The organism is Nocardia sp. NBC_00565 (genome assembly GCF_036345915.1).
Classification (GTDB): domain Bacteria; phylum Actinomycetota; class Actinomycetes; order Mycobacteriales; family Mycobacteriaceae; genus Nocardia.
Genome location: NZ_CP107785.1, coordinates 8957965 through 8979862, shown reverse-complemented (window position 1 = coordinate 8979862; position 21898 = coordinate 8957965). Strand labels below are relative to the sequence as shown.

22 protein-coding genes and 1 riboswitch are annotated in these 21898 nt (G+C 66.0%); of the genes, 8 read left to right on the top strand and 14 right to left on the bottom strand.

The genetic code is table 11. From position 1 onward, the window contains the following. The first annotated feature begins 188 nt into the window (after window positions 1-188). Window positions 189-833, top strand: coding sequence for a TetR/AcrR family transcriptional regulator (locus OG874_RS41050; protein WP_330252405.1), 645 nt, complete (start codon window positions 189-191; stop codon window positions 831-833). Window positions 834-855: 22 nt separating this feature from the next. Here OG874_RS41050 and OG874_RS41045 read toward each other — a convergent pair whose 3' ends face one another. The 3 genes from OG874_RS41045 to OG874_RS41035 form a co-directional block, all read right to left on the bottom strand. After that, window positions 856-1344: a barstar family protein gene (locus OG874_RS41045; protein WP_330252404.1), complete on the bottom strand. Its 489-nt coding sequence runs from the start codon at window positions 1342-1344 to the stop codon at window positions 856-858. Then, window positions 1344-1832, bottom strand: a complete 489-nt coding sequence (locus OG874_RS41040) for a ribonuclease domain-containing protein (RefSeq protein ID WP_330252403.1) — start codon at window positions 1830-1832, stop codon at window positions 1344-1346. The genes OG874_RS41045 and OG874_RS41040 overlap by 1 nt, the downstream gene beginning before the upstream one ends. Before the next feature lie 130 nt (window positions 1833-1962). Then, window positions 1963-2778 (bottom strand): exodeoxyribonuclease III, encoded by an 816-nt coding sequence (locus OG874_RS41035; protein WP_330252402.1) that lies wholly within the window; start codon window positions 2776-2778, stop codon window positions 1963-1965. A gap of 69 nt (window positions 2779-2847) precedes the next feature. Between OG874_RS41035 and OG874_RS41030 the strand changes: the two genes are divergently transcribed. Continuing rightward, window positions 2848-3699: an alpha/beta fold hydrolase gene (locus tag OG874_RS41030; RefSeq protein WP_330252401.1), complete on the top strand. Its 852-nt coding sequence runs from the start codon at window positions 2848-2850 to the stop codon at window positions 3697-3699. 37 nt (window positions 3700-3736) lie between these two features. Here OG874_RS41030 and OG874_RS41025 read toward each other — a convergent pair whose 3' ends face one another. The 7 genes from OG874_RS41025 to OG874_RS40995 form a co-directional block, all read right to left on the bottom strand. Then, complete coding sequence (locus OG874_RS41025; protein WP_330252400.1) at window positions 3737-4999, bottom strand: acyl-CoA dehydrogenase family protein; 1263 nt, start codon at window positions 4997-4999, stop codon at window positions 3737-3739. Between the two features lie 96 nt (window positions 5000-5095). Next, window positions 5096-5977 carry an SDR family oxidoreductase gene (locus tag OG874_RS41020; protein ID WP_330252399.1) on the bottom strand — a complete coding sequence of 294 codons (882 nt, stop codon included), beginning with the start codon at window positions 5975-5977 and terminating at the stop codon, window positions 5096-5098. Window positions 5978-6062: 85 nt separating this feature from the next. Next, on the bottom strand, window positions 6063-6941 hold the full coding sequence (locus OG874_RS41015; RefSeq protein ID WP_330252398.1) for a MaoC/PaaZ C-terminal domain-containing protein: 879 nt from the start codon (window positions 6939-6941) through the stop codon (window positions 6063-6065). A 24-nt stretch (window positions 6942-6965) separates the two neighbouring features. After that, window positions 6966-7409 carry a type II toxin-antitoxin system Rv0910 family toxin gene (locus OG874_RS41010; protein WP_330252397.1) on the bottom strand — a complete coding sequence of 148 codons (444 nt, stop codon included), beginning with the start codon at window positions 7407-7409 and terminating at the stop codon, window positions 6966-6968. A 71-nt stretch (window positions 7410-7480) separates the two neighbouring features. Continuing rightward, window positions 7481-8686, bottom strand: a complete 1206-nt coding sequence (locus tag OG874_RS41005) for a lipid-transfer protein (protein ID WP_330252396.1) — start codon at window positions 8684-8686, stop codon at window positions 7481-7483. Window positions 8687-9172: 486 nt separating this feature from the next. After that, a complete protein-coding gene (locus OG874_RS41000; RefSeq protein ID WP_330252395.1) occupies window positions 9173-9829 on the bottom strand; it encodes a TetR/AcrR family transcriptional regulator in 657 nt (218 codons plus the stop codon). Between the two features lie 54 nt (window positions 9830-9883). Further along, window positions 9884-10444, bottom strand: coding sequence for a TIGR03086 family metal-binding protein (locus OG874_RS40995; protein WP_330252394.1), 561 nt, complete (start codon window positions 10442-10444; stop codon window positions 9884-9886). A gap of 106 nt (window positions 10445-10550) precedes the next feature. On the opposite strand from OG874_RS40995, the gene OG874_RS40990 reads away from it, so the two are divergent. Beyond that, on the top strand, window positions 10551-11129 hold the full coding sequence (locus OG874_RS40990) for a TetR/AcrR family transcriptional regulator (protein ID WP_330252393.1): 579 nt from the start codon (window positions 10551-10553) through the stop codon (window positions 11127-11129). An 85-nt stretch (window positions 11130-11214) separates the two neighbouring features. Beyond that, a complete protein-coding gene (locus OG874_RS40985; protein ID WP_330252392.1) occupies window positions 11215-11625 on the top strand; it encodes a nitroreductase family deazaflavin-dependent oxidoreductase in 411 nt (136 codons plus the stop codon). Here OG874_RS40985 and OG874_RS40980 read toward each other — a convergent pair. From OG874_RS40980 to OG874_RS40970, 3 genes are all read right to left on the bottom strand, one after another. Then, window positions 11603-12829: an MFS transporter gene (locus OG874_RS40980; protein ID WP_330252391.1), complete on the bottom strand. Its 1227-nt coding sequence runs from the start codon at window positions 12827-12829 to the stop codon at window positions 11603-11605. The two genes, OG874_RS40985 and OG874_RS40980, sit on opposite strands and share 23 nt — an antisense overlap. A 234-nt stretch (window positions 12830-13063) precedes the next feature. After that, a complete protein-coding gene (locus OG874_RS40975; RefSeq protein ID WP_330252390.1) occupies window positions 13064-14281 on the bottom strand; it encodes an NADP-dependent isocitrate dehydrogenase in 1218 nt (405 codons plus the stop codon). A gap of 286 nt (window positions 14282-14567) precedes the next feature. Then, entirely contained in the window at window positions 14568-16061 is a 1494-nt protein-coding gene (locus OG874_RS40970) for an MFS transporter (protein ID WP_330252389.1), read from the bottom strand. 134 nt (window positions 16062-16195) lie between these two features. Between OG874_RS40970 and OG874_RS40965 the strand changes: the two genes are divergently transcribed. From OG874_RS40965 to metX, 3 genes are all read left to right on the top strand, one after another. Further along, a complete protein-coding gene (locus OG874_RS40965) occupies window positions 16196-16930 on the top strand; it encodes a TetR family transcriptional regulator (RefSeq protein ID WP_330252388.1) in 735 nt (244 codons plus the stop codon). A 52-nt stretch (window positions 16931-16982) separates the two neighbouring features. Then, window positions 16983-17093: riboswitch (SAM riboswitch) on the top strand. Window positions 17094-17174: 81 nt separating this feature from the next. Next, window positions 17175-18497: a bifunctional o-acetylhomoserine/o-acetylserine sulfhydrylase gene (locus OG874_RS40960; RefSeq protein WP_330252387.1), complete on the top strand. Its 1323-nt coding sequence runs from the start codon at window positions 17175-17177 to the stop codon at window positions 18495-18497. A gap of 118 nt (window positions 18498-18615) precedes the next feature. Next, window positions 18616-19728: a homoserine O-acetyltransferase MetX gene (metX, locus tag OG874_RS40955; protein WP_330257630.1), complete on the top strand. Its 1113-nt coding sequence runs from the start codon at window positions 18616-18618 to the stop codon at window positions 19726-19728. A gap of 105 nt (window positions 19729-19833) precedes the next feature. Here the strand turns inward: metX and OG874_RS40950 are convergent, their stop codons facing one another. Further along, entirely contained in the window at window positions 19834-20502 is a 669-nt protein-coding gene (locus tag OG874_RS40950; RefSeq protein ID WP_330257629.1) for a TetR/AcrR family transcriptional regulator, read from the bottom strand. A 124-nt stretch (window positions 20503-20626) separates the two neighbouring features. Here OG874_RS40950 and OG874_RS40945 point away from each other — a divergent pair, with 124 nt between their 5' ends. After that, window positions 20627-21574 (top strand): oxygenase MpaB family protein, encoded by a 948-nt coding sequence (locus OG874_RS40945; protein WP_330252386.1) that lies wholly within the window; start codon window positions 20627-20629, stop codon window positions 21572-21574. Window positions 21575-21898: the final 324 nt, after the last annotated feature.

The window sequence follows — 21898 nt, the reverse complement described above, 5'->3', positions numbered from 1 at the left end:
GCATCACGTAGCGACTCCACGGGGAGCGGTGGTCGGGCAACGAGTCGGCCAGCATCACGTAGCGACTCCACGGGGAGCGGTGGTCGGGCAACGAGTCGGCCAGCATCACGTAGCGAGTCCACGGGGAGCGGTGGTCGGGCGACGAGTCGGCCAGCATCACGGACCGATTCCGCGGGGGTGATGGTCGGATGACGGGTGGGCCGGCGCAGCGGACGTATGGCGGCGTCTCCGCGGATGAGCGCCGGGCGCAGCGGCGCGCGGCGCTACTGGACGCCGCGCTGGAGATCATCGGCACCCAGGGCATTGCCAAGCTCACCGTCTCCGGGCTGTGCGCGCAGGCCGGACTCAACGAGCGGTATTACTACGAGAGCTTCGACAGCCGGGACGCGGTGCTCGGCGCGCTCGTCGACGGGATCGCCGAGGAGTTGGCCGGAACAATCGTCGCAGCGCTGCACACCGCCCCGGCGGATACCCGATCCAAAGCACATGCCGCGATCTCCGCCGGCATTCATCTGCTCACCGACGATCCGCGCAAGGCGCACGTCGCACTGGTCGCGGGCATGGCGACGCCGGAACTGCGGGCTCGCACGAATCAGACGGTGCGGGTGTTCGCCCGGCTGGTCGCCGCCGAGGGCATCGACTTCTACGGCGTCACCGATCCGGATCCGGAGCCCACCATCGACTTCCGTGCCACCTACCTCGTCGGCGGACTGGTCCAAACCCTGACCGCCTGGCTCCAGGGCGATCTGCCACTCACCCGCGACGAGCTGATCGAGCACACCACGGATGTATTCGTGCTGCTCGGCGAGGATCTGGCCCGCCGCCTCACCTGAGCGACAGCGTATTCGAGGCGGCTCAGGGGCTCAGGGGGACCGCGTTGTCATCAGGTTCCCCCTGCAGGACGACGCGGAAGGGGATGCCCTTCTTGGACCAGTATTCGGCGGCTTCGCCGATGGTGTCGGTGAACCAGTCGCGCGCGGCGGGCTCATCGGCGAGCAGATCGGCCGAATCGCGGATCACGGCAACGTATCCGGTGGCGGGGCCGACGAAATCATCGAGGTCGCGCAGACATTCGTCGAACGCGTCCTTGTTCTCGCCGAAGTAGTACGGGAATTGGAAGGCGGCGGCGAATTCGTCGAATACCCCTGCGGTCGTGCGCATCTTGGTGCCGCGCAACTCGCGAACGGCGTAGCCGGACGGGGCGTCGTAGCGCACACCACTGAGTGTCGGGGCGTCGACCGGGAGAGCGCCCAGTGCGCGCGCGGCAGCTCCGGACGCCGGGGCGGCGGACCGGCGTGGTTCAGGGCGAGCAAGGAACTGCGATAACGGAATCGACCGGGTCATCAGCGCATCCTCGTGAAGGTTTCGTAGTGGTCACCGGTGTACCAGGCGGAACCGTCGCTGCCGGTGACGATGCGTTCGGCGTCACGAGAACGGTTGCGCTGCTTCGGATTCACATCCCATTCCTGGTAGGTGATGGGTTTGCCCGCCGAATCCTTGGCGGCCAGGGTCCCCGCGCGGTTCATCCAGGTGTCGCCGCCTTTGGTGCCCGGCGCGTTCGCCGAATCCGGCCAGCGACCCGCATCGATCTCGACCAGGGTCACGTAGGCGCGATCCGGTACACCAGGAGCTCGGTTCGTCGCGGGCGCGGTGGTCGCGGCCGGTCCGCGCGCCGGGACCGCCGCGCTGGTGCTGCGAGCGGTCGAAGTGACCGAAGCCGCAACGGGTTTGCTGTCCCCGCCCCCGCGCGACACGAGCACCGCGATAACGAGCGCCAGCAAGGCCACGCCCAATACGGCAAAAGAGCGGACCCGCTTCGACGTCAAGTTCATCAGTACTCCACTGCGTTCCCGAACGTGACCGCACCATATCCGGCGCGGGTATGGACTGTCTTCGGCGCGAGGTTCGTCGATCCTGCGCCGCGATCCCCGGCACTGCCGAGAATCATCGTCGGCCCGGACCTCATCGGTACTGCACCGTGACCGGCGCATGGTCGGACCAGCGCTGCGCGTAGGTGTCGGCCCGCTCGACCACGGCCTGTTTGGCCCGGGCGGCCACCTCGCCGCGCGCCAGGTGGTAGTCGATGCGCCACCCCGCGTCGTTGTCGTAGGCGCGACCGCGGTAGGACCACCAGCTGTACGGACCGGGGATACCCGGATGCAGGCTGCGCACCACGTCCACATATCCGGCGGTGAGCATATCGTCGATCCAGGCCCGCTCGTCGGGCAGGAAGCCGGAGTTCTTCAGGTTGCCCTTCCAGTTCTTGATGTCGAGTTCGGTATGCGCGACATTCCAGTCGCCACAGATCACGAAATCGCTGGTCTGCGCCTTCATATGGGCGCCGATCGCGTTCAGGAACCGGTACTTCTCGTCCTGCATCGGCGTATCGGCCTCGCCGGTGTGCACATACACGCTGGCCACGGTCAGTTCGTCGAATTCGGCCTCGACGTAGCGTCCACTTGCGGCGAATTCGGCGCTCGGCCGCCAGGCACCGTCCTGCCGGCTCCCGATCCCGATGCGCACCGCGCGCGGTTCGCGGCGCGACAGAATGCCGACCCCGGCCCGCCCCTTCGCTCCCGGCTCCGCATGCGTCAGATACCAGCCCGCATCCAGCGCGGGCGCGAGCGCGGCGCGCGTTTGCTCATCGGTTGCCCGCGTCTCCTGCAGGCAGATGACGTCGGCCTCGGTGGCCGCCAGCCACTCGAGCATCCCCTTGCCCGTCTTCCCCGTCGCCGCCCGAACGCCGTTCACATTGACCGTGGAGATGATGTATGGCACCTGACGACCGTACAATGCTGGTCAGACGAACTCCCCCGGACACCGCCGTCCAGGAAGGGGTGATGACAGATGTCAGGCACCGCCAACTCCTCCGCCCGTCTCGCGCCGATCAAGGCGCTGCATGTGGGATCGGGTGATCCGGTCCTGCTGTTGCACGGATTCATGCTCTCGCCACATTGCTGGGAACAGGTTGCGTTGCGGCTGGCCTCGCATTGCGAGGTCTTTGCCCCGGCCTTCGCGGGGCATTGGGGTGGTGACCGGATCGAGGGCTGGTCCACCGATGTCCATGCGCTCGCCGACCGGATCGAGGATCAACTCGATGACCTGGGTTGGCGCACCTGCCATATCGCGGGTAATTCGCTGGGCGCTTGGGTCGGGTTCGAATTGGCGCGACGCGGGCGGGCCCGCACCCTCACCGCGATCGCACCGGCGGGCGGCTGGGATTCGCCGTCGCTCACCCAGTTCCGCATCGGCGCGAAGTTCCTGTCGCTGGTGCCGATCGTCGAAATCGGCAAACGCCTCGGCGGATTCGCGATCAACAACCCGATCGCCCAACGCTTCGCGCTGCTGGCGCTGAGCAAGAATGTCTCGGCGGTCTCCCGCCGCGATGTCGCCGCCATAATCACCGCTGCCCTGCACTGCGACGCCATGATCCCGATGATCCTCGGCAGCGCGCGCGCCCCGGCGCTGGAGGACCTGTCCAACCTCCCCACCCCGGTTCGACTGCTGATGGCCGAATACGACCGCATCATCCCGAACCGCGTCTACGCCCGACGCTTCCTGCGGGAACTCCCCGACTCCGCCGACCGCATCCTCGTCAACGGCGTCGGCCACGTTCCCATGCTCGAGGCCCCCGACCGCATAGCGACCCTGATAGCCGAACACATCTACGCCAGCCGCACCCACCTGCGCGCCGTCTGACCCGATACGGTCCGACGCCCCGAATATGCACGGGTAATCACTGCGCGAGTAGGCCCTTCGCGATGTGCGTCACCTGAATCTCGTTGCTGCCCGCGTAGATCATCAGCGACTTCGCGTCGCGGGCCAGCTGTTCCACCCGGTATTCGGTCATGTAGCCGTTGCCGCCGAACAGCTGCACCGCTTCCATCGCGACCTCGGTGGCGATCTCCGAGGAGTACAGCTTCATGGCCGAGGCCTCGGCCAGCGTCGGCGGCTTACCCGCCTTGCCGCGCTCCAGGGTGTTGAACACCATGTTCTGTACGTTGATTCGAGCGATCTCCATCTTGGCCAGCTTGAGCTGCACCAGCTGGAAGCGGCCGATCTCCTGGCCCCAGAGCTTGCGGCTCTTGGCGTATTCCAGGCAGAGCCGGTGGCATTCGTTGATGATGCCCAACGCCATGAACGCGACGCCGATGCGTTCGGCGGTGAAGCTCGAACGGGCGCTTTCACGTCCGTCGCCGCCCTTGTGCTCCTCGGTCTCACCGAGCAGCCGGTCCTTGCCGAGTCGCACGTTGTCGAAGAACAATTCGCCGGTCGGCGAGGCGTGCAGGCCCATCTTCTTGAACGGTTTGCCCTGAGTGAGGCCTTCCATGCCTTTGTCGAGGACGAAGGTCAGCACCTTGCGCTCGCGCTTATCACCGCCGTCACCCTCGTCCAGCTTCGCGTAGACCACCATCACATCGGCGAACGGCCCGTTGGTGATGAAGGTCTTCTGACCGTTGAGGATGTAGTCCTCGCCGTCGCGCCTGACATAGGTCTTCATGCCACCGAACGCGTCGGAACCCGAGTCCGGCTCGGTAATCGCCCATGCCGCAATCTTTTTCATGGTCACGATGTCGGCGAGCCAGCGCTCCTGCTGGGCCAGGGTGCCCCGCGACATGATGGTGGTGGCGCCCAGACCGATGGACACGCCCATAGCCGTCACCAAACCCATACAGACGCCGGACAATTCGGCGATCAGCACGGCCATCAGCGACTCCTGGCCGCTGAACGGGCTCCCGCCGGAGGACTTTTCCTTCTTCTCCGGCTTCGGCTCTCCCGCCGCGATGGCGGCCGCTTTCGCCTTCTGTTCGGCCAGCATCTTCTCGATCGCCTCGCCGCCCATGGCATCGATGCCGAACTCGCTGAACAGCTTCCGGATGATCGGGTAGGGCGACACCGAACCGTCGTCCAGCCCGTCCAGGTGCGGACGGATTTCCTTGTCGATGAACGTCCGCACGGCGTCGCGGACCATCACATCGGTTTCGGACCAATGGAACATCGTTGTTCTCCTAATTCCGGGGGCGGCAGTCGGCGAAGCCGACGGGGTAGGTGAACTCGGGGGCGGCAGTCGGCGAAGCCGACGGGGTGGGTGAACTCAGGCGAGCCGGGCGGCGATGTTGTCGATGAGCCAGGGGCCCTCTGTCTCGATCGTCTTCACGTCGTGCCAACCGGCGAGTTCGGAGATGGCACCGCCCTGCACCGCGAACACCTTGCCGGTGAGCGCACATTTGTCGGAAGCCAAGTATGCGACGAGCGGCGAGATATTGGCCGGACTGAAGGCATCGAAACCGCCCTCTTCCTCGGCCGCCTCGGCCTCGGCGGCCAGCATTGCGCCCATGCCGGGGGTGGCCAGGGTGAGGCGGGTGCGCGCGATCGGCGCGATGGCATTGACCCGGACGCCATAGCGCGCCAGTTCGTCGGCCGCGACCAGGGTGAGCGCCGCGATCCCCGCCTTGGCGGCGCCGTAGTTGCCCTGACCGGCGTTGGGCACCGTGACACCCGAGGCCGACGCGGTGTTGACGACCGCCGCATTGGGCTGGTTGCCGGACTTGCTCTGGTCCTTCCAGAACGCCGCGGCGTGATGCAGCACGGCCGCATGGCCCTTCAGATGCACGGCGACGACCGCGTCCCATTGGGCCTCGTCCATGCCCGCGAGGAAGGCGTCACGCAGAATGCCCGCGTTGTTGATCACGATGTCCAGGCCGCCGAACTCCGAAACCGCCTGATCGACAAGCTTCTTCGCACCGTCCCAGGTCGCGACGTTCTCGGTATTGGCGACGGCCTTGCCGCCGGCCGCGACGATCTCATCGGCGACCTCCTGCGCGGGACCGACATCGGTGCCCTCGCCGGAGTTGCTGCCGCCCAGATCATTGACGACGATGCTCGCGCCCTCGCTGGCGAACAGCAGGGCGTGCTCACGGCCGATACCACGGCCCGCGCCGGTGATGACGGCGACTTTTCCTTCCAGTGCACCCATGTGCGTCGGCTCCTGTCCTCTGCCCCGGCGGCCGGGCCGGTCGGTGGCGAAAATGAATGTCGCGGCTCTCGCCGGGACAATGTGGCTAGTCGGCGATCTCCGCGAGGCCGTCGCTCAGGACGACGTCCTCGCCACGGACCGTTTCGAAGGCGTAGGTGGTGATGCCGTCGGCCGAGCCGACCTTCCAGATCCGGGTCTCCAGGTCGTCACCGGGGAAGACCAACTTGGCGAATCGAACGGCAAATCGCTTCAGCCGGTCGACATCCGAGCCGGCGACCTCGGTCAGCACGGCCCACGAGGCGAAGGCCATGGTGCACAGACCGTGCGCGATGATGCCGGGCAACCCGGCGTCCTTGGCGACCTGCTCGTCCAGGTGCAGCGGCACCGGGTCACCGGAAGCCGGTGCGTAGCGGAAGGTTTGGTCGTCATCGACGTGCTGGGGCACCACCGCGATCGGGTCCCGCGCCCGCAGGTTCTCGTCGAACTTGTGCGCCGGGGCCGCCATACCCGCCGACTTGCCAGCATCAATATTGCGGAAGAAGGCGGTCAGATACTGCTCGTTGACCAAATCCCCGTCGTCAGTGCGGCATTCGATGAGGATGGTGATGGTGGTGCCATTGGAGCGACTGGTGTAGCCGACGGCCTTGGCCCGCGAGACCAGCTCGTCCCCCGGCTGGATCGCGCGGTGGAAATGGAAGTCCTGCTCCCCGTGCACGACCCGGCCGAAGATATCCATCGGCACCACGTCGATCACCGGCATCATCATGGCCTCGAAGACCGGGACGATGCCGAAGATCGGCGCCGCGACCCGGCCCGCCAGATGGGCGGCGATCGGGTCGTTGGTGGCCGCCGCGTATTCGGCGAGCCGTTCCCTGGTGACCTCGAAACGCTCTTCGTCGCACCAGATTTCCAGACCCGCGTCGTCGAACTCCACCAGGCGGGCCGCAGTGGTCTCCGCTGTCATCACACTCTCCTTCGGTGGCGGAAATCAGGCCGCGGCGACGGCGAGCGAGTCGAGCTGCTCGAGCGAGGTGTCGAGCTGCTTCAGGCCGTCCTTCTCGACCGCCTTGCCGAGCGCGCCCTTGATCAGCGCGCCCTCGAAGTCACCGGAGACCGACACGGTGGAGCCGCCGCCGTCCCTGGGCTGGATATCGAAGGTGAATTCGGTTTTCACACCGGCCAGTCCGCTGCCGCCGAGGGTCAGCTTGTTCGGCTGCTCGACCGCCACGACCGACCACTCCAACTTGTTCGCCATGCCCAGCATCACGATCTTCGCGACCAGCTTCGCGCCGGGGGTCAGCACGGCAGGCGGCTCCTCGATGAAACGCTCGTGGATGGAGAACCACTTGTCCCAGGTCCGCGGGTCGGAGACGACGGCCCACAGGGCCTCGGGGGTGGCGTTGACGTCCTTGGTGGCTTCGATATGTCCCATGGTTCGACTCCTCGTCGAGTGTTGTTGCGGCAGTTGGAATGTCAGCGCTGTGTTGGATCGACGCCGCAAGCTCAGCGATCAGCGCGCTGGTACGCGGTAACGACGGCAGCGCCACCGAGTCCGATGTTGTGCTGCAGTGCGGCGGTGACGTTGTCGACCTGACGCTTGTCGGCAGTGCCGCGCAGCTGCCAGGTGAGCTCGGAGCACTGCGCCAAACCGGTTGCGCCCAAGGGATGTCCCTTGGAGATCAGTCCGCCGGAGGGGTTCACGACCCACTTGCCGCCGTAGGTGGTCTGGTTATCGTCGATGAGCTTTCCGGCCTCGCCCTCGCCGCAGAGCCCGAGGGCCTCATAGAGCAGCAGTTCGTTGGCGGAGAAGCAGTCGTGCAGCTCGATGACCTGGAAGTCCTGCGCACCGAGCCCGGCCTGCTCGTAGACCTTCCGCGCGGCTTGGACATTCATGTCGTAGCCGATGAGGTTCTTGGCGGTGTTGTCGAAGGTGGAGGCGAAATCGGTGGTCATCGCCTGGCCGACGATCTCCACCGCCTGCGCCGCGAGGTCGTGCGAGTTCACGAAGTCCTCGCCGGCCAGGATGACCGCACCGGAACCGTCGGAGGTCGGCGAGCACTGCAGCTTGGTGAGCGGGTCGTAGATCATCCGCGAGCCCAGGATGTCGTCGAGCGAATACTCGTCCTGGAACTGTGAATACGGATTGTTCACCGAATGCTTGTGGTTCTTGTAGCCGATCTTCGCGAAATGCTCAGCGGTGGTGCCGTATTGCTTCATGTGCTCGCGACCGGCCGCACCGAACATCCACGGCGCCACCGGGAACAGCACCTCGGAGATCTCGGCCAGCGCCATGACGTGCTTGGCCATCGGCTGTTCGCGGTCGTCCCAGGTGGAACCCAGCGAGCCCGGCTGCATCTTCTCGAAACCGAGCGCCAGCGTGCATTCCGCCAACCCGCCCCGAATCGCCTGCGCCGCAAGGAAAAGCGCGGTAGATCCGGTGGAACAGTTGTTGTTGACGTTGACCACCGGGATGCCGGTCATGCCGAGTTCGTAGACCGCGCGCTGGCCGGAAGTGGATTCGCCGTAGACGTACCCGACATAGGCCTGCTCGACCTCGCGGTAATCGATGCCCGCGTCGGCGAGCGCCTTGGTGCCCGATTCCCGAGCCATATCTGGGTAGTCCCAGGCGCTGCCGTCCTCGTTCTTGCGACGGCCCGGCTTCTCGAACTTCGTCATGCCGACGCCGACGACGTAGACCTTGTTCGTCATCGAACTCCCTCAGGTAGGGCCGTCCACGCCAGTGGCGGACGACGGTGGCCGATCCAGCGGATCGAACTGGCAACAAACATACAGAGTTGTATGTAACATGGCAAGATAGGTACCGGAAAAGCTGCCACTCTCAGAAAATAGCGAGGTAATTGCGCATACGTGGCTACATACAGCTAGCCGTGTATGTGTAGCCAGTATGCGCTGGTAGCAGGCATCTCCAGCGATCGCCACAGCCGGATCGCACCCAGCCGAAAGTGATTGCTGTGATGGCCATCACGCCACACCGTGATGTGGAGATCCATCGCGGCCGGGTCGGCCGGCCGCAGAGCTGGTGGTCATCGGTCAGACCAACGTGACCGCCGCCCACTCCGGCTCGCCGCCCTGGACCAACTTCGGGTCACCAAGACCTACCTGGAACGACCGATATTCCTCGCGGTGAACTCCTGAAGTAACCCGTCCGGCAAGACGCCGACCTGAGCGGCCGGCCTACTCGGCCTGCGGCTGGACGGCGGGTACCTGTCCCGCCAGCGCGGCGGTCGCGATATCTCGCAGATGCACCGAGGCACGCCGCCAACGCCGGTGCGCCCGTTCACTATCGGGATCGATGAAGTTCGACACCAGAATTCCGCGCAGCGCGTCCATGGCGGTGTAGATGAAATCGCGAGCTTCCTTGCGCCGCATCTCATCCGGTACGAACCGGGCGACCGACATCAGCACCGCGTTATTGACGAACGGCTCGACCTTCTCCATCGCCGAGGCCAGCACCGGATCGGTCCGGCCGGCCACCCAGAGTTCCGCGGTCGCGATGAACAGCGGTCCCTGATGCAACTCCCACAGAAATTCCAGGGCCGCCCCGACCGGATCGTCAACGGCCTGGACCTTGCCCATCTCGCGCATCGCGGTCTCCGCGCGCAACTGCGCCAGATGGCTGATGGCCGCGACGACCAGGTCGGTCTTGGATCCGAAATGATGCACCTGCGCCCCGCGCGTGACACCGGCACGCTCGGCGACCCGCGGTGTCGTGGTCCCCGCGTATCCGTATTCGACCAGGCAATCAATGGTCGCGTCGAGCAGCCGGGTGCGCATCTCACTGCTGCGCTGCTCCTGCGTGCGGCGCCGCTTGGGCTCTGCTGACCTGGTCATCCGGCAATTCTACACTTACATACAGATCTGCATGTTCTATGCGAGGTGGCCCGTTCAGAATGAGCGGCCGAGATAGGCGGACAGTTGGCGGTGCGCGGGCGCATCGGCGACCGCCGGGAGTTCGGGGCCGAACATGCCGGGCCCGCGGAAGTTGTCCATGCCCATGTTCCGCATGATCGCGAGCATTTCCGCACACAGTTGCTGGTCGAGCAGCGACTCCTGGCCGGTCGCGACCGCCAGATCAATGCCGTGCACGAGTACCTCGGTCAGATGGATCACCGCCGCCATCGGACCCGGGACCTCGCCGAAGCCGAGGCGCACCGTCCGTTCGAGCGCGTCGGAGCGATGCCATGCCGCCATGTCGACGACGGCCGCGGCGGCGTAGGCGGCGTGCGGCGCGGCGCCGAGCCAGTCGTCGTGGTGCTCCCGGCCCGGTTCCACGCCGCGCAGTTGAGCGGCGAAGATGTTCATCCCGCCCACCAGATGGTTGAGCACCTCGCGGACATCCCAGTCGACGCAGGGTGTCGGCGCGGTCATCCGATCGGCCGGAATGCCCGCGACAACGGCCGCCGACATCTCGATGGCCCGGTCGATGCGGTTGATCATGTCGTTCATGTCATGCTCCTGAAAGGTTGTCTAAACGCAGTTCATATCGGTGTTAATGACAGACTAACGCCCACTCGAACACAAACGCAAGTTGAAACTGCGTTAAGGTAGGTGCATGGAAGAACAACGAGCCCGCCGCCCGGGCGGCCGCAGCGCCCGCGTGCGTGCGGCGGTGCATCAGGCGGTCACCGAACTCGTCGCCGAACGGGGGTACGGGAACTTCACCGTCGCCGAGGTCGCGGCCCGCGCCGGCGTGGCGGACACCAGCATCTACCGCCGCTGGGGCAATCTCGAGGCATTGGCCATGGAGGTCACCGTCGACCGACTCACCACCGATTCGGCCATGCCGGATACCGGCACCCTCGACGGCGACCTGCGCGCCTATGCGACGCAGGCGGCGCGAGATGTGAACGGCCCCAACGGACTTGCGCTATTGCGCTCCATCCTCGCGCTCATCGATACCGGCGAGGCCGGCGAACGAACCCGCGACCAGTTCCTGGCCGACCGAGTCGAGCAGGTCCAGCGCATGCTCGACCGGGCCGCCGCCCGCGGCGAACACGCCCCCGATGTACTCCAGGTCGTCGACATCATCCTGGCCCCCATGTACACCCGCACCCTCTTCGGCACCGGCCCGCTCACCGATGATTACGTCGACACTCTCGTCGATCGTCTCCTGTGCATCACCGAACGATAAGTCGAAGTAATCGCCAAGGGCCTGCGGAGTGCACCACCATCCGCGACGATTACCTCCAAACCGATCCTTCGATCGAGGAGCGCAGATGACCGACTGGAATACCACCATCATCGAGGAGTTCCGGGCCAACAAAGGCAAGGTGGGCGGCCCATTCGAAGGCAAGGACCTACTGCTGCTCACCACGACCGGCGCGAAAAGCGGTCTGCCACGCACGAACCCGGCGGCCTACATCCGCGACGGCGACCGGCTGGTGATCATCGCGTCCAAGGCCGGCGCGCCCGAAAACCCGGATTGGTACCACAATCTGCTGGCCCACCCGAAGGTCTCGCTGGAGATCGGCACCGAAACCGTCGCGGCCACCGCCACCGCGATCACCGAGGGACCCGAGCGCGATCGGCTCTACGCCGCGATGGTGGCGGTCATGCCCGGCTTCGCCGACTACGAGACCAAGACCAGCCGAGTGATTCCGGTCGTCAGCTTGCAACCGAGTACGTAGCCGTTCGGCGAGCCGCCCAGGTGGTCAGCGTGAACAGCAGGACGCCGAGAACCGCCAGGCCCGCACCGATGACGGCGGGTGCGGTGTAGCCGAGGCCGGCGGCGATGACCAGGCCGCCCAGCCATGCTCCCGCGGCGTTGGCGATATTGAGGGCGGCGTGGTTGAGGGCGGCGGCGAGGGTTTGGGCGTCGGCGGCCACGTCCATGAGGCGGGTCTGCAGGCCCGGGGACAGCGACGCACCGGAAGCACCGATCAGGAATGCGCCGATGGCCGCGGTGTACGGATTGTGCGCGGCGGCAATGAAGGCCGCGAGGATGACGAGCATGGCGATCATCGCGACATAGATCGCGTGGTCCACGCCGCGGTCGGCCAGTACGCCGCCGACGATATTGCCGGCCACCATGCCGAGACCGAAGAGCATGAGCACCAGTGGGACAAGGCCGAGTGGCATACCAGCGACGTCGGTCAGCGTGGTGGTGATGTAGGTGTAGACCGCGAACATGCCGCCGAAGCCAATGGCGCCGACCGCCAGGGTGAGCAGCACCTGCGAACGGCGCAGTGCGCCGAGTTCGGTCAGTGGGTTGGTGGTTTTGATGCCGGTGAGTTCCGGGACGAAGCGCAGTAGCGCGGCCACGGTTGCCAGGCCGATCAATGCGACCACCACGTAGGCGTTGCGCCAGCCGAGATGCTGACCCAGCCAGGTCGCACTGGGAACGCCGACAACGTTGGCGGCGCTCAACCCCAGCATAACCGCGGCAATCGCCTTGGCCCGCTGGCCAACCGGCGCGAGCGTCGCGGCGGCCAGCGATGCGACGCCGAAGTATGCGCCATGTGGCAAGCCGGAGACGAAGCGTGCGATCACCAGCGTCGAAAAACTCGGCGCGAGCACGGTCGCCGCATTACCCAGTGTGAACGCGACCATCAGCAGCACGAGCAGGCGCTTGCGCGGCACCCGCGCACAGAGCGCGGCAATCACGGGAGCGCCGACCACGACACCGAGTGCATAGGCCGAGACCGCGTAACCCGCCTGCGGTTCGGAAACGTCCATGGCGCTCGCGATATCCGGTAGCAAACCCATGGTGACGAATTCGGTAGTGCCGATGCCGAATCCGCCGAGCGCGAGCGCCAGCATCGCCGGAATATGCCAGTCCGTCCGCTCGGCCTCGGGGCGCGCGGGAGTCTGCGTGGCAACGAGTCCGGTCACGTGTTCATGTAACCGCCGAGCAGCCGGATCCGCTTCCCCGGGTAGACGTGAGTTCGCCCACGTCAGCATGAAGAAATCGTCCAGATCATCGCGATACCGCCCATTTCGGGCACGCACCGAGCAACCAGCTCCCGGAAACAGTGCGGGCACCCGTACCACCGGTGTGGTGCGGGTGCCCGTATGTCGCGCCCGGCGCCGGAATGCTCCAGCGCCGGGATATTCAGTTCAACCGAGTCAGCGCAGGGCGCGGGCCAGGTTGACATCGAGCGCGCCGAGGAACTCCTCGGTGCTCAGATAGCCCTGATCGCCGCCGACCAGCGCAGCCAGGTCCTTGGTCATCTGGCCGCCCTCGACGGTCTTGATGACGACGTCCTCGAGGGTCTGCGCGAAGCCGATCACCTCGGGGGTGTTGTCCAGCTTGCCGCGATGCTCGAGGCCTCGGGTCCAGGCGAAGATCGACGCGATCGGGTTGGTCGAGGTCGGCTTGCCCTGCTGGTGCTGGCGGTAGTGCCGGGTGACGGTGCCGTGCGCGGCCTCGGCCTCACAGGTCTTGCCGTCCGGGGTGAGCAGCACCGAGGTCATCAGGCCGAGCGAGCCGAAGCCCTGGGCCACGGTGTCGGACTGCACGTCGCCGTCGTAGTTCTTGCAGGCCCAGACGTAGCCACCCTCCCACTTCATGGAGGAGGCGACCATATCGTCGATGAGGCGGTGCTCGTAGGTGAGGCCCGCGGCGTCGAACTGGGTCTTGAACTCGGCGTCGAAGACTTCCTGGAAGGTGTCCTTGAACATGCCGTCGTAGGCCTTGAGGATGGTGTTCTTCGTCGACATGTACACCGGGTAGTTCTGCTGCAGGCCGTAGTTGAACGTCGCGCGCGCGAAGTCCTCGATGGACTTCTTGAAGTTGTACATGCCCATCACGACGCCGCCGTCCTCGGGCATCTGCACGACCTCGTGCACGATCGGCTCGCTGCCGTCGTCCGGGGTGAAGGTGAGCGTGACCGTGCCGCTCTGGAACACCTTGAAGTCGGTGGCGCGGTACTGGTCACCGAACGCGTGGCGGCCGATAATGATCGGCTTGGTCCAACCGGGAACCAGACGCGGCACGTTCGAGATGATGATCGGCGCGCGGAAAATGGTGCCGCCGAGAATGTTGCGAATGGTGCCGTTGGGCGAGCGCCACATCTTCTTCAGGCCGAATTCCTCGACCCGGGCCTCGTCGGGGGTGATGGTGGCACATTTGACACCGACGCCGTGCTCTTTGATGGCATTCGCCGCATCAATGGTGACCTGGTCGTCTGTTTTGTCCCGATACTCGATACCGAGGTCGTAATACTCCAGGTTCACATCGAGATACGGGTGGATCAGCTTGTCCTTGATGAACTGCCAGATGATCCGGGTCATCTCGTCGCCGTCGAGTTCGACGACGGTGCCTTCAACCTTGATCTTGGACATGGATCTTCGTGTCCTCCTAGGATGGTGCCCTTATTGCACGGCCAGGCGAACACGCTTGTGAGCGGACCCCAGCTGTTCCAACAGACAACGTATATGCCCCGCGTTGTCCGCGAGACATGTGGTGCAAACAAGACAAGCGTACTGCTGCCAACGACCGCACCGCGCGGGCAGCCCCCCATGTGAACCTGCCCGAAATTGTTACCGACAAGTAGGCCGGGAGTGGCGCGCACCACAGCAATGTCCGGGTATCGCAGCGGATGCGATACCCGGACAGGCTATTTCGCGATCAGACCGCGACCGGAATCCGCGCGCCCTCCTCGGAGCCCTCGATCAGGTTCTCCGGCTTGTCCCGGATCATCAACGCGATCACCGGAATCGCGGCGAGGAAGAATCCGGCGCCGACATAGAACGCGACGTCGTAGCTGTGAATCGAGGCACGTGCCATCAGGTTGTCGATCGTCGCGTGACTCTCCGCGTAGGACTTGGCCGTCTGCACCGAGATGGTGGTCAGCAGTGCGGTGCCGACCGCGCCGCCGACCTGCTGTGCCGCGTTGAGCAACGCACTGGCCACACCCGAATCCGCTTCCTCGACCTGATGCAGCGCAACAGTCTGCATGCCGACGAACAGCGGGCCCATACCGAGCGCGATGAACAACTGAGCGGGCAGCACGCTGGCCGCGTAGCTGTCGCCGTAGCTCAACTGAGCCAGCCACAGCAGGCCCAGGACACCGAGCACGGCACCCGCCACCATCAGCGGCCGCGGGCCGAGCTTGGGCAGCAGCGCGCTGGTGACACCGGCGGAGATCGCGATGCCCGCCGGGAACGGCAGGAAGGCGAAGCCCGCCTTCAGCGACGAATAGCCGAGGGTGATCTGGAAGTAGTAGCTCAGGAACAGGAACATCGCGAACATCGCGATCGGGATCAGCAGCGCGGCCAGGAAGGCGCCGCCGCGGTTGATCTCGCCGGGAATGTGCAACGGCAGTAGCGGATTCGACGAACGTCGCTCGATGGCGACGAAGGCGATCAGCAAGGCGACACCGACGACGAGCAGTGCGAGGGTGCTCCCGGCCAGCCAGCCGTCCTCGGCGGCGCGGCTGAATCCGTACACGATGGCGATCAGGCCGAGCGTCACGGTGACCGCGCCGGGCACGTCGTAGCCGCCGGTGCGCGGGACCGGTATGTCCTTCACCACAAACGCCAGCGCGCCGAGCAGGGCGAGCAATGCGATCGGCGTATTCACCAGCAGGCACCAGCGCCACGAGGCGTACTCGGTGAGCGCACCGCCCGCGATGAGACCGAGCGCGGCGCCACCGGCGGAGATCCCGGCGAAGATACCGAACGCCGTCGCGCGCTCCCTGGCCTCGGTGAAGGTCACCGATAGCAGCGAAAGTGCCGCGGGCGCAAGCAAAGCCGCGAACGCGCCCTGCAGAGCCCGACCGGCGAACAGCTCCGCGCCGTTCTGCGCGAGACCGGCCACCGCGGAAGCACCCGCGAAACCGACCAGGCCGACAATGAAGACCCGGCGCCTGCCGAGGTAGTCCGCGAGCCGCCCGCCGAGCAGCAGCAGGCCGCCGAAGATCAGCGTGTAGGCGGTGAGCATCCATTGCCGATTGCCATCGCTGATGTCGAGATCACGTTGTGCGAACGGCAGCGAGATGGTCACGATGGTCGCATCCAGCACCACCATGAGCTGGGCCAACGCGATCACCCCCAGGGCCAACCAGCGCGCTGAACTGCCCTGTCTTTTCGAAACGTCAACCGCTGTCGCAGTCTCGGTCATCTTGATCTCCTCGCCATCCGAAGTAGTGCAGCCATCCTGTCATCGACAGACATTTGTCGTCAAGAGAAAAATGTCGCATTCCGACATTTGACCGTTAAAGACACAAACCGTCCCGATTGCGCTAATATGAGGCCATGCTCGAGTCATCGACGCCGATCGGCGTAGACGCCGCGGCCGACGACACCGCGCCCCCCACCCCGAATCCGGGGCCGAGCGCGCCCGTGAGCGTCGGCCTGCGCGAGCGCAAGAAGCAGCAGACCCGGCTGCGCATCATCGAGATGGCGCTGGACCTTTGCGACGCACAGGGATTCGATGCGACGACGGTCGAGCAGATCGCACACGGCGCGGACGTGTCACCGCGCACGATCAACCGATACTTCGACAGCAAGGAAGACATCGTCCTCGGCCCGGTCAAGGATTTCGGCCTCGCGATCGCCGAGTGCCTGCGCGCCCTCCCGGTCACCGGCAACGAGTTGGAATCCCTGCGCTTGGCCTTTCTGCAGGTCGTCGACGCTGCCGCGAACAGCGTCGACGGACCGATCTCGTTCCGGCGCTTCCAGCAGATGCAGCGGATACTGCGCAGCAGCCCGACGGTCAGCGCACAGAGCATGGAACTCGCCGACGACAAGAACGCCGCGATCGCCGACGTACTCGCCGAACGGTTCGGCACCCAGCCCGACGCGCTACCGGTGCGGCTGGTCATCGGCGCGTGGCAGCTGATCGGTCACCTCAGCATGGAGTGTTCGGACGCGATCTTCGACGACGCGGACACCATGGCCGCCGCGCAGTCGGCCCGCGATTCGTTCACCACGTCGTTCGACGAGTTCATGCGCGTATGCGCCGGACGCCCGGCCGCCGATCCGGCGTGAAATAGGCAACGGATTTCGGCCGTCGACCGCCCGCCGGTTACGATGTCGGTCAGGTCATGAGTGCCAGCGCGAAGCCCCGGCTTGCTGGACGGCAACCCTCCAGCAGCGGCGGGGTGCTCCGGGTGATGACCGGGCTCTCGAAAGTCGAGAGCAAGCGCGCACTTCAGGAGGTATCCCCATGTGTTGTTGTCCGTCACCCGCATCCCCTTGAACCTGCTGGCGAACAACCCTTTTGGAGTAAGACATGAGTGACCCCATCGCGTCCGCGGCCGAGCGCTGGTCCTTCGAGACCAAGCAGATCCACGCGGGGCAGACCCCCGACGAGATCACCGGCGCACGCGCACTCCCGATCTACCAGACCACCTCGTACGCCTTCCGCGACACCGACCACGCGGCCGCGCTGTTCGGACTGGCCGAACCGGGCAATATCTACACCCGGATCATGAACCCGACCCAAGACGTGGTCGAGCAGCGCATCGCCGCCCTGGAGGGCGGTGTGGCCGCACTGCTACTGGCCTCCGGTCAGGCCGCGGAAACCTACGCGATCCTGAATCTCGCCGCCGCCGGCGATCACATCGTCTCCAGCCCGCACCTCTACGGCGGCACCTACAACCTGTTCCACTACTCGCTGCCCAAGCTCGGTATCGAGGTCTCCTTCGTCGAGGATCCGGACGATCTGGCGCAGTGGCGCGCGGCGATCCGGCCGAACACCAAGGCGTTCTACGGCGAGACCATCGCCAACCCGAGCAGCGCCATCTTCGACATTCCCGGCATCTCCGCGATCGCGCACGAGGCCGGGCTGCCGTTGATCGTGGACAACACCGTCGCCACCCCGTACTTGATCCAGCCGCTGGCCCACGGCGCCGACATCGTCGTGCACTCGGCGACCAAATATTTGGGCGGGCACGGTTCGGCGGTGGCCGGTGTGATCGTCGACGGCGGCACCTTCGATTGGACCGTGCGCGACGCCGCCGGCGCATCGCGCTTCCCCGGCTTCACCACCCCGGACCCGAGCTATCACGGCGCGGTGTTCGCCGATCTCGGCGCGCCCGCCTATGCGTTGAAGGCACGCGTGCAGCTGCTGCGCGATCTCGGTGCCGCGGTATCGCCGTTCAACGCGTTCCTGATCAGTCAGGGCATCGAGACGCTGAGCCTGCGGATCGAGCGGCATGTGTCGAACGCGCAGGCCGTGGCCGAGTTCCTGAGCACACATCCGGCCGTGGAAACGGTGTTCTACGCGGGACTGCCGTCATCGCCGTGGCACGAACGCGCCGCCCAGCTGGCGCCGAAGGGTGCGGGCGCCATCGTCGCGTTCGAATTGCGCGGCGGCGTCGATGCCGGCAAGAAGTTCGTGGACGCGTTAGCCCTGCACAGCCATGTAGCTAACATCGGGGATGTGCGTTCTCTTGTGATTCACCCGGCCTCGACCACGCACTCGCAGTTGACGCCCGATGAGCAACTGGCCTCCGGCGTCACCCCGGGGCTGGTCCGGCTCGCCGTGGGCATCGAGGGAATCGACGACATTCTGGCCGATCTGCTGGCCGGTTTCGCGGCGGCGACAACGTGAGCGAGCGCAGCGAGCGAACCACCGACACAGCACCCTCGATCACGACGGAGCTGAGCGCTGGCGAGGCGGAGTCGTGACCGTGAGCGCTGAACCGAGTACCGCTGGTTCCTCGTCCGGGGTGGCGCTGCCACCGCCGGACGGGCGGCTCGGCATCATCGCCATCGGGGACGTGCGGCTGGAGAACGGCGCCGTCGTCCCCGATGTCCACTTGGCCGTGCAGCGCTGGGGTGAGCTCTCCCCCACGCTGGACAATGTGGTGCTCGTCGAACACGCGCTGACCGGCGATTCACACGTCGTCGGAGTGCCCGACGATATCCACCCGCTGCCCGGCTGGTGGGACGGCATGGTCGGTCCCGGCGCGCCGGTGGATACCGACGAGTGGTGCGTCATCGCGACCAATGTGCTCGGTGGCTGCCAGGGCAGCACTGGGCCCTCGTCGCTTGCGCCGGACGGAAAGCCCTGGGGCGCAAGGTTTCCGGAGATCTCCATCCGAGACCAGGTGCGCGCGGAAGTCGCGCTGATGGATCTGCTCGGCATCGAGCGCCTGGCCGCCATCGTCGGCGGTTCGATGGGCGGTATGCGGGTGCTGGAGTGGATGGTCGATACGCCCGATCGAGTGAGCTCGGCACTCGTGCTCGCCGTCGGCGCCCGCGCCACCGCCGACCAGATCGGCACGCAGACAACGCAAATCGCCGCCATCAAGGCCGACCCCGACTGGCAGGGCGGCGACTACCACGACACCGACCGCGCCCCCACGACCGGCATGGGCATCGCCCGCCGCATCGCCCACCTGACCTATCGCACCGAAGGCGAACTCGACCACCGCTTCGAGAACAGCGCCCAGGGCGCGGAGGATCCGCGCAACGGTGGACGCTACGCCGTCCAGAGCTACCTGGACCACCAGGCCGAAAAGCTCTGTAGCCGTTTCGATCCCGCCACCTACGTGCTGCTCACCGAGGCGATGAATCGGCACGACGTCGGCCGTGGGCGCGGCGGTATTTCCGCCGCACTGGCTGCTACCCCCGTGCCCTGTGTGGTCGGCGGCGTCGATTCGGATCGCCTATACCCGTTGCGAACACAGCAGGAGCTGGCCGACGGCCTCCCCGGCTGCGAAGGTCTGGAGATCGTGCACTCCCGCGACGGACACGACGGTTTCCTCACCGAAGCGGCGGCGGTCTCGAAGCTGCTCACCGAGACGATGCGATTGGCGCGGGAGAGCCGCACCAGCTGAAGTCGGTGAGGTGTTTCGCCTCTCCGGGGAACTTCCCGGCGAGGACAACCTTTCTTGTCAACCAGCGATGTCGACAGGTGCAGGAATCCCCGTCGATAGAACGCCCTATTCGGCGGGCGCGCCGACGAGCAGTCGCACGATGGATTGGACGAACTCATCGAGTCGTTCGCGGGGGTATTCATCGGGCGCGCTGACCGCGAGCCTGCCGAGCATTTCCGCCACGCTCAGCAGTGAGTTGGTGAGCAGCCCGGAATCCATTCCCGCCCACCGTGAATCGAGCGCCATGCCCATGCGAACCAGGGACTCGGCCTGATCGAAGACGCCGGTGCGCGAATCGGCAAGTGCCGCACGGTATTCGTCGGGGGCGCTGCCGGGTCCGGCGAGGATCAGGCGCCAGCGCGTCGGATTCTCCAGTGCTACACCGACAAACGCCTCGACCGTCGCGGAAGCGGCCATGACCGGATCCGCGCCGAGCAGATCGGTCGGCAATGTGGCGGCCACCTGTTCGAGGCCGCGCTCGCGTTCCCGTTCCAGCAGTGCGGCAACGAGTTCGGCGCGCGTCTTGAACGCGGTGTACAGCACCGGTTTTCCGACACCGGCCTCGTGTGCGACAGCCTCCATGCTCAGCTCGTGCAGCTCCATCCGGCTCAGTACCGCATAGGCGGCATCGAGCAGTTGGGCGCGGCGTTCCTCGGGAGGCAGGCGTGGCGCGTATCGCCGTCGCGGCCGGTCCGGCGCGGTACCCGATTTCGGCACTGTTCGTTTCACCTCCATGTCAGCGTCGGCCGCGGCATCCATCCGAAGACAAATGCTACGGGACTGTTGTATTGCTTGCCAACAATTGCTACGGTTGCGTTGTATTCGCCGCTCAGGAGGGCGAGCAGCAAAGGAGCAGCAGATGGCCTTCGATCCGACCACTCTTCGCCGGGACGACTACGGATTCTTCGGCCCGGATTCGCCCAGTTGGAAGATCTGGACCGCGCCGACCGCCGTGATCGGCTTCCAGCGCGCGGTGGTCCTCGAGCACTTCGATCCGTTCCTGACCGCGGCCGTCGCCGACTCGCAGGGCATCTACACCGACCCGCGCAGCCGCCTCGACCACACCTTCTCCTACTTCCTGCTGGTCGCCATCGCCGACAGCCGCACCGCCATCCAGGCATCGGAACATCTGATGCAGGTGCACGCCCCGATGACCGGCATCGAACCGATCAGCGGTCAGCGCTACAGCGCGAACAGCCCCGAGACCCAGCTGTGGATCCACATCACCGGCTGGCATTCGGTGCTCAAGGCGTACGAGATGTTCGGGCCGGGCCCGCTCAGCCCGCAGGACGAGGCGCGCTACTGGCAGGAGTGCGCGATCGCCGCCGAGTTGCAGACCTGCAAGCCGGAGGAGGTGCCGCGCTCGCGCGAGGAGGTGCGTGCGTACTTCGCGAGGGTCCGCCCGCGCCTGTGCACCTCCGAGCGCGCCGAAGCGGGCATGCACCATCTGCTGTGGACCTCGCCGCGCAACGGCGCCGGGATCAGCTACGCCCTCGGCAGCCGGTTGCTGTCACTGGCTTCGGTTGCCACGCTGCCGAAGTGGATGCGCAAACTCGGCCGGTTCGACCGCTGGGGAATCATCGATCTGCTGGTCCGACCGGCCGCCAAGATCATCGTGTGGGGTGCGGCCAGGTTCAACTCGTTCGGACTGATCATCGCGGCACCATTGATCGCGCCGATGGCGGGTCAGATCCTGGAACAGCATCTGAGGGGTGAGCCGCCGACCCGACTGGAGACGGTCACGCCGAGTGCGGCTCGGCAGTTGCACGGCGGGCGTGGGCGGCGCGCGGTCGCCGCGGCGCGCTGACCCGAATCCGTTCGGGGACAATCGAATACCAACCGGCTGGCCCGGCGCGTCGCCGCCACGATGCGTCGGGCTTTTCCGGCCGAGATGGCGCGTATGCGTGATGGATTCGCCACAAAATCCGTCCGTTGCGGCGCGTCGATCCGCCGGGGGGTTGCCGCCTCCCAACCGCCGGGTCGAGCGCCGAAACGGTGCCGACGCCGATACCGGCCAGCGCTGCCACGACCGCCACCATTGTTGGCGATCTTCCGCATCACCGTCGATGACCATGGCGGGGTCGACGGCGTGCAGCTGCGAGATGCGCGCGTGGTGACGCAACCGCATTCC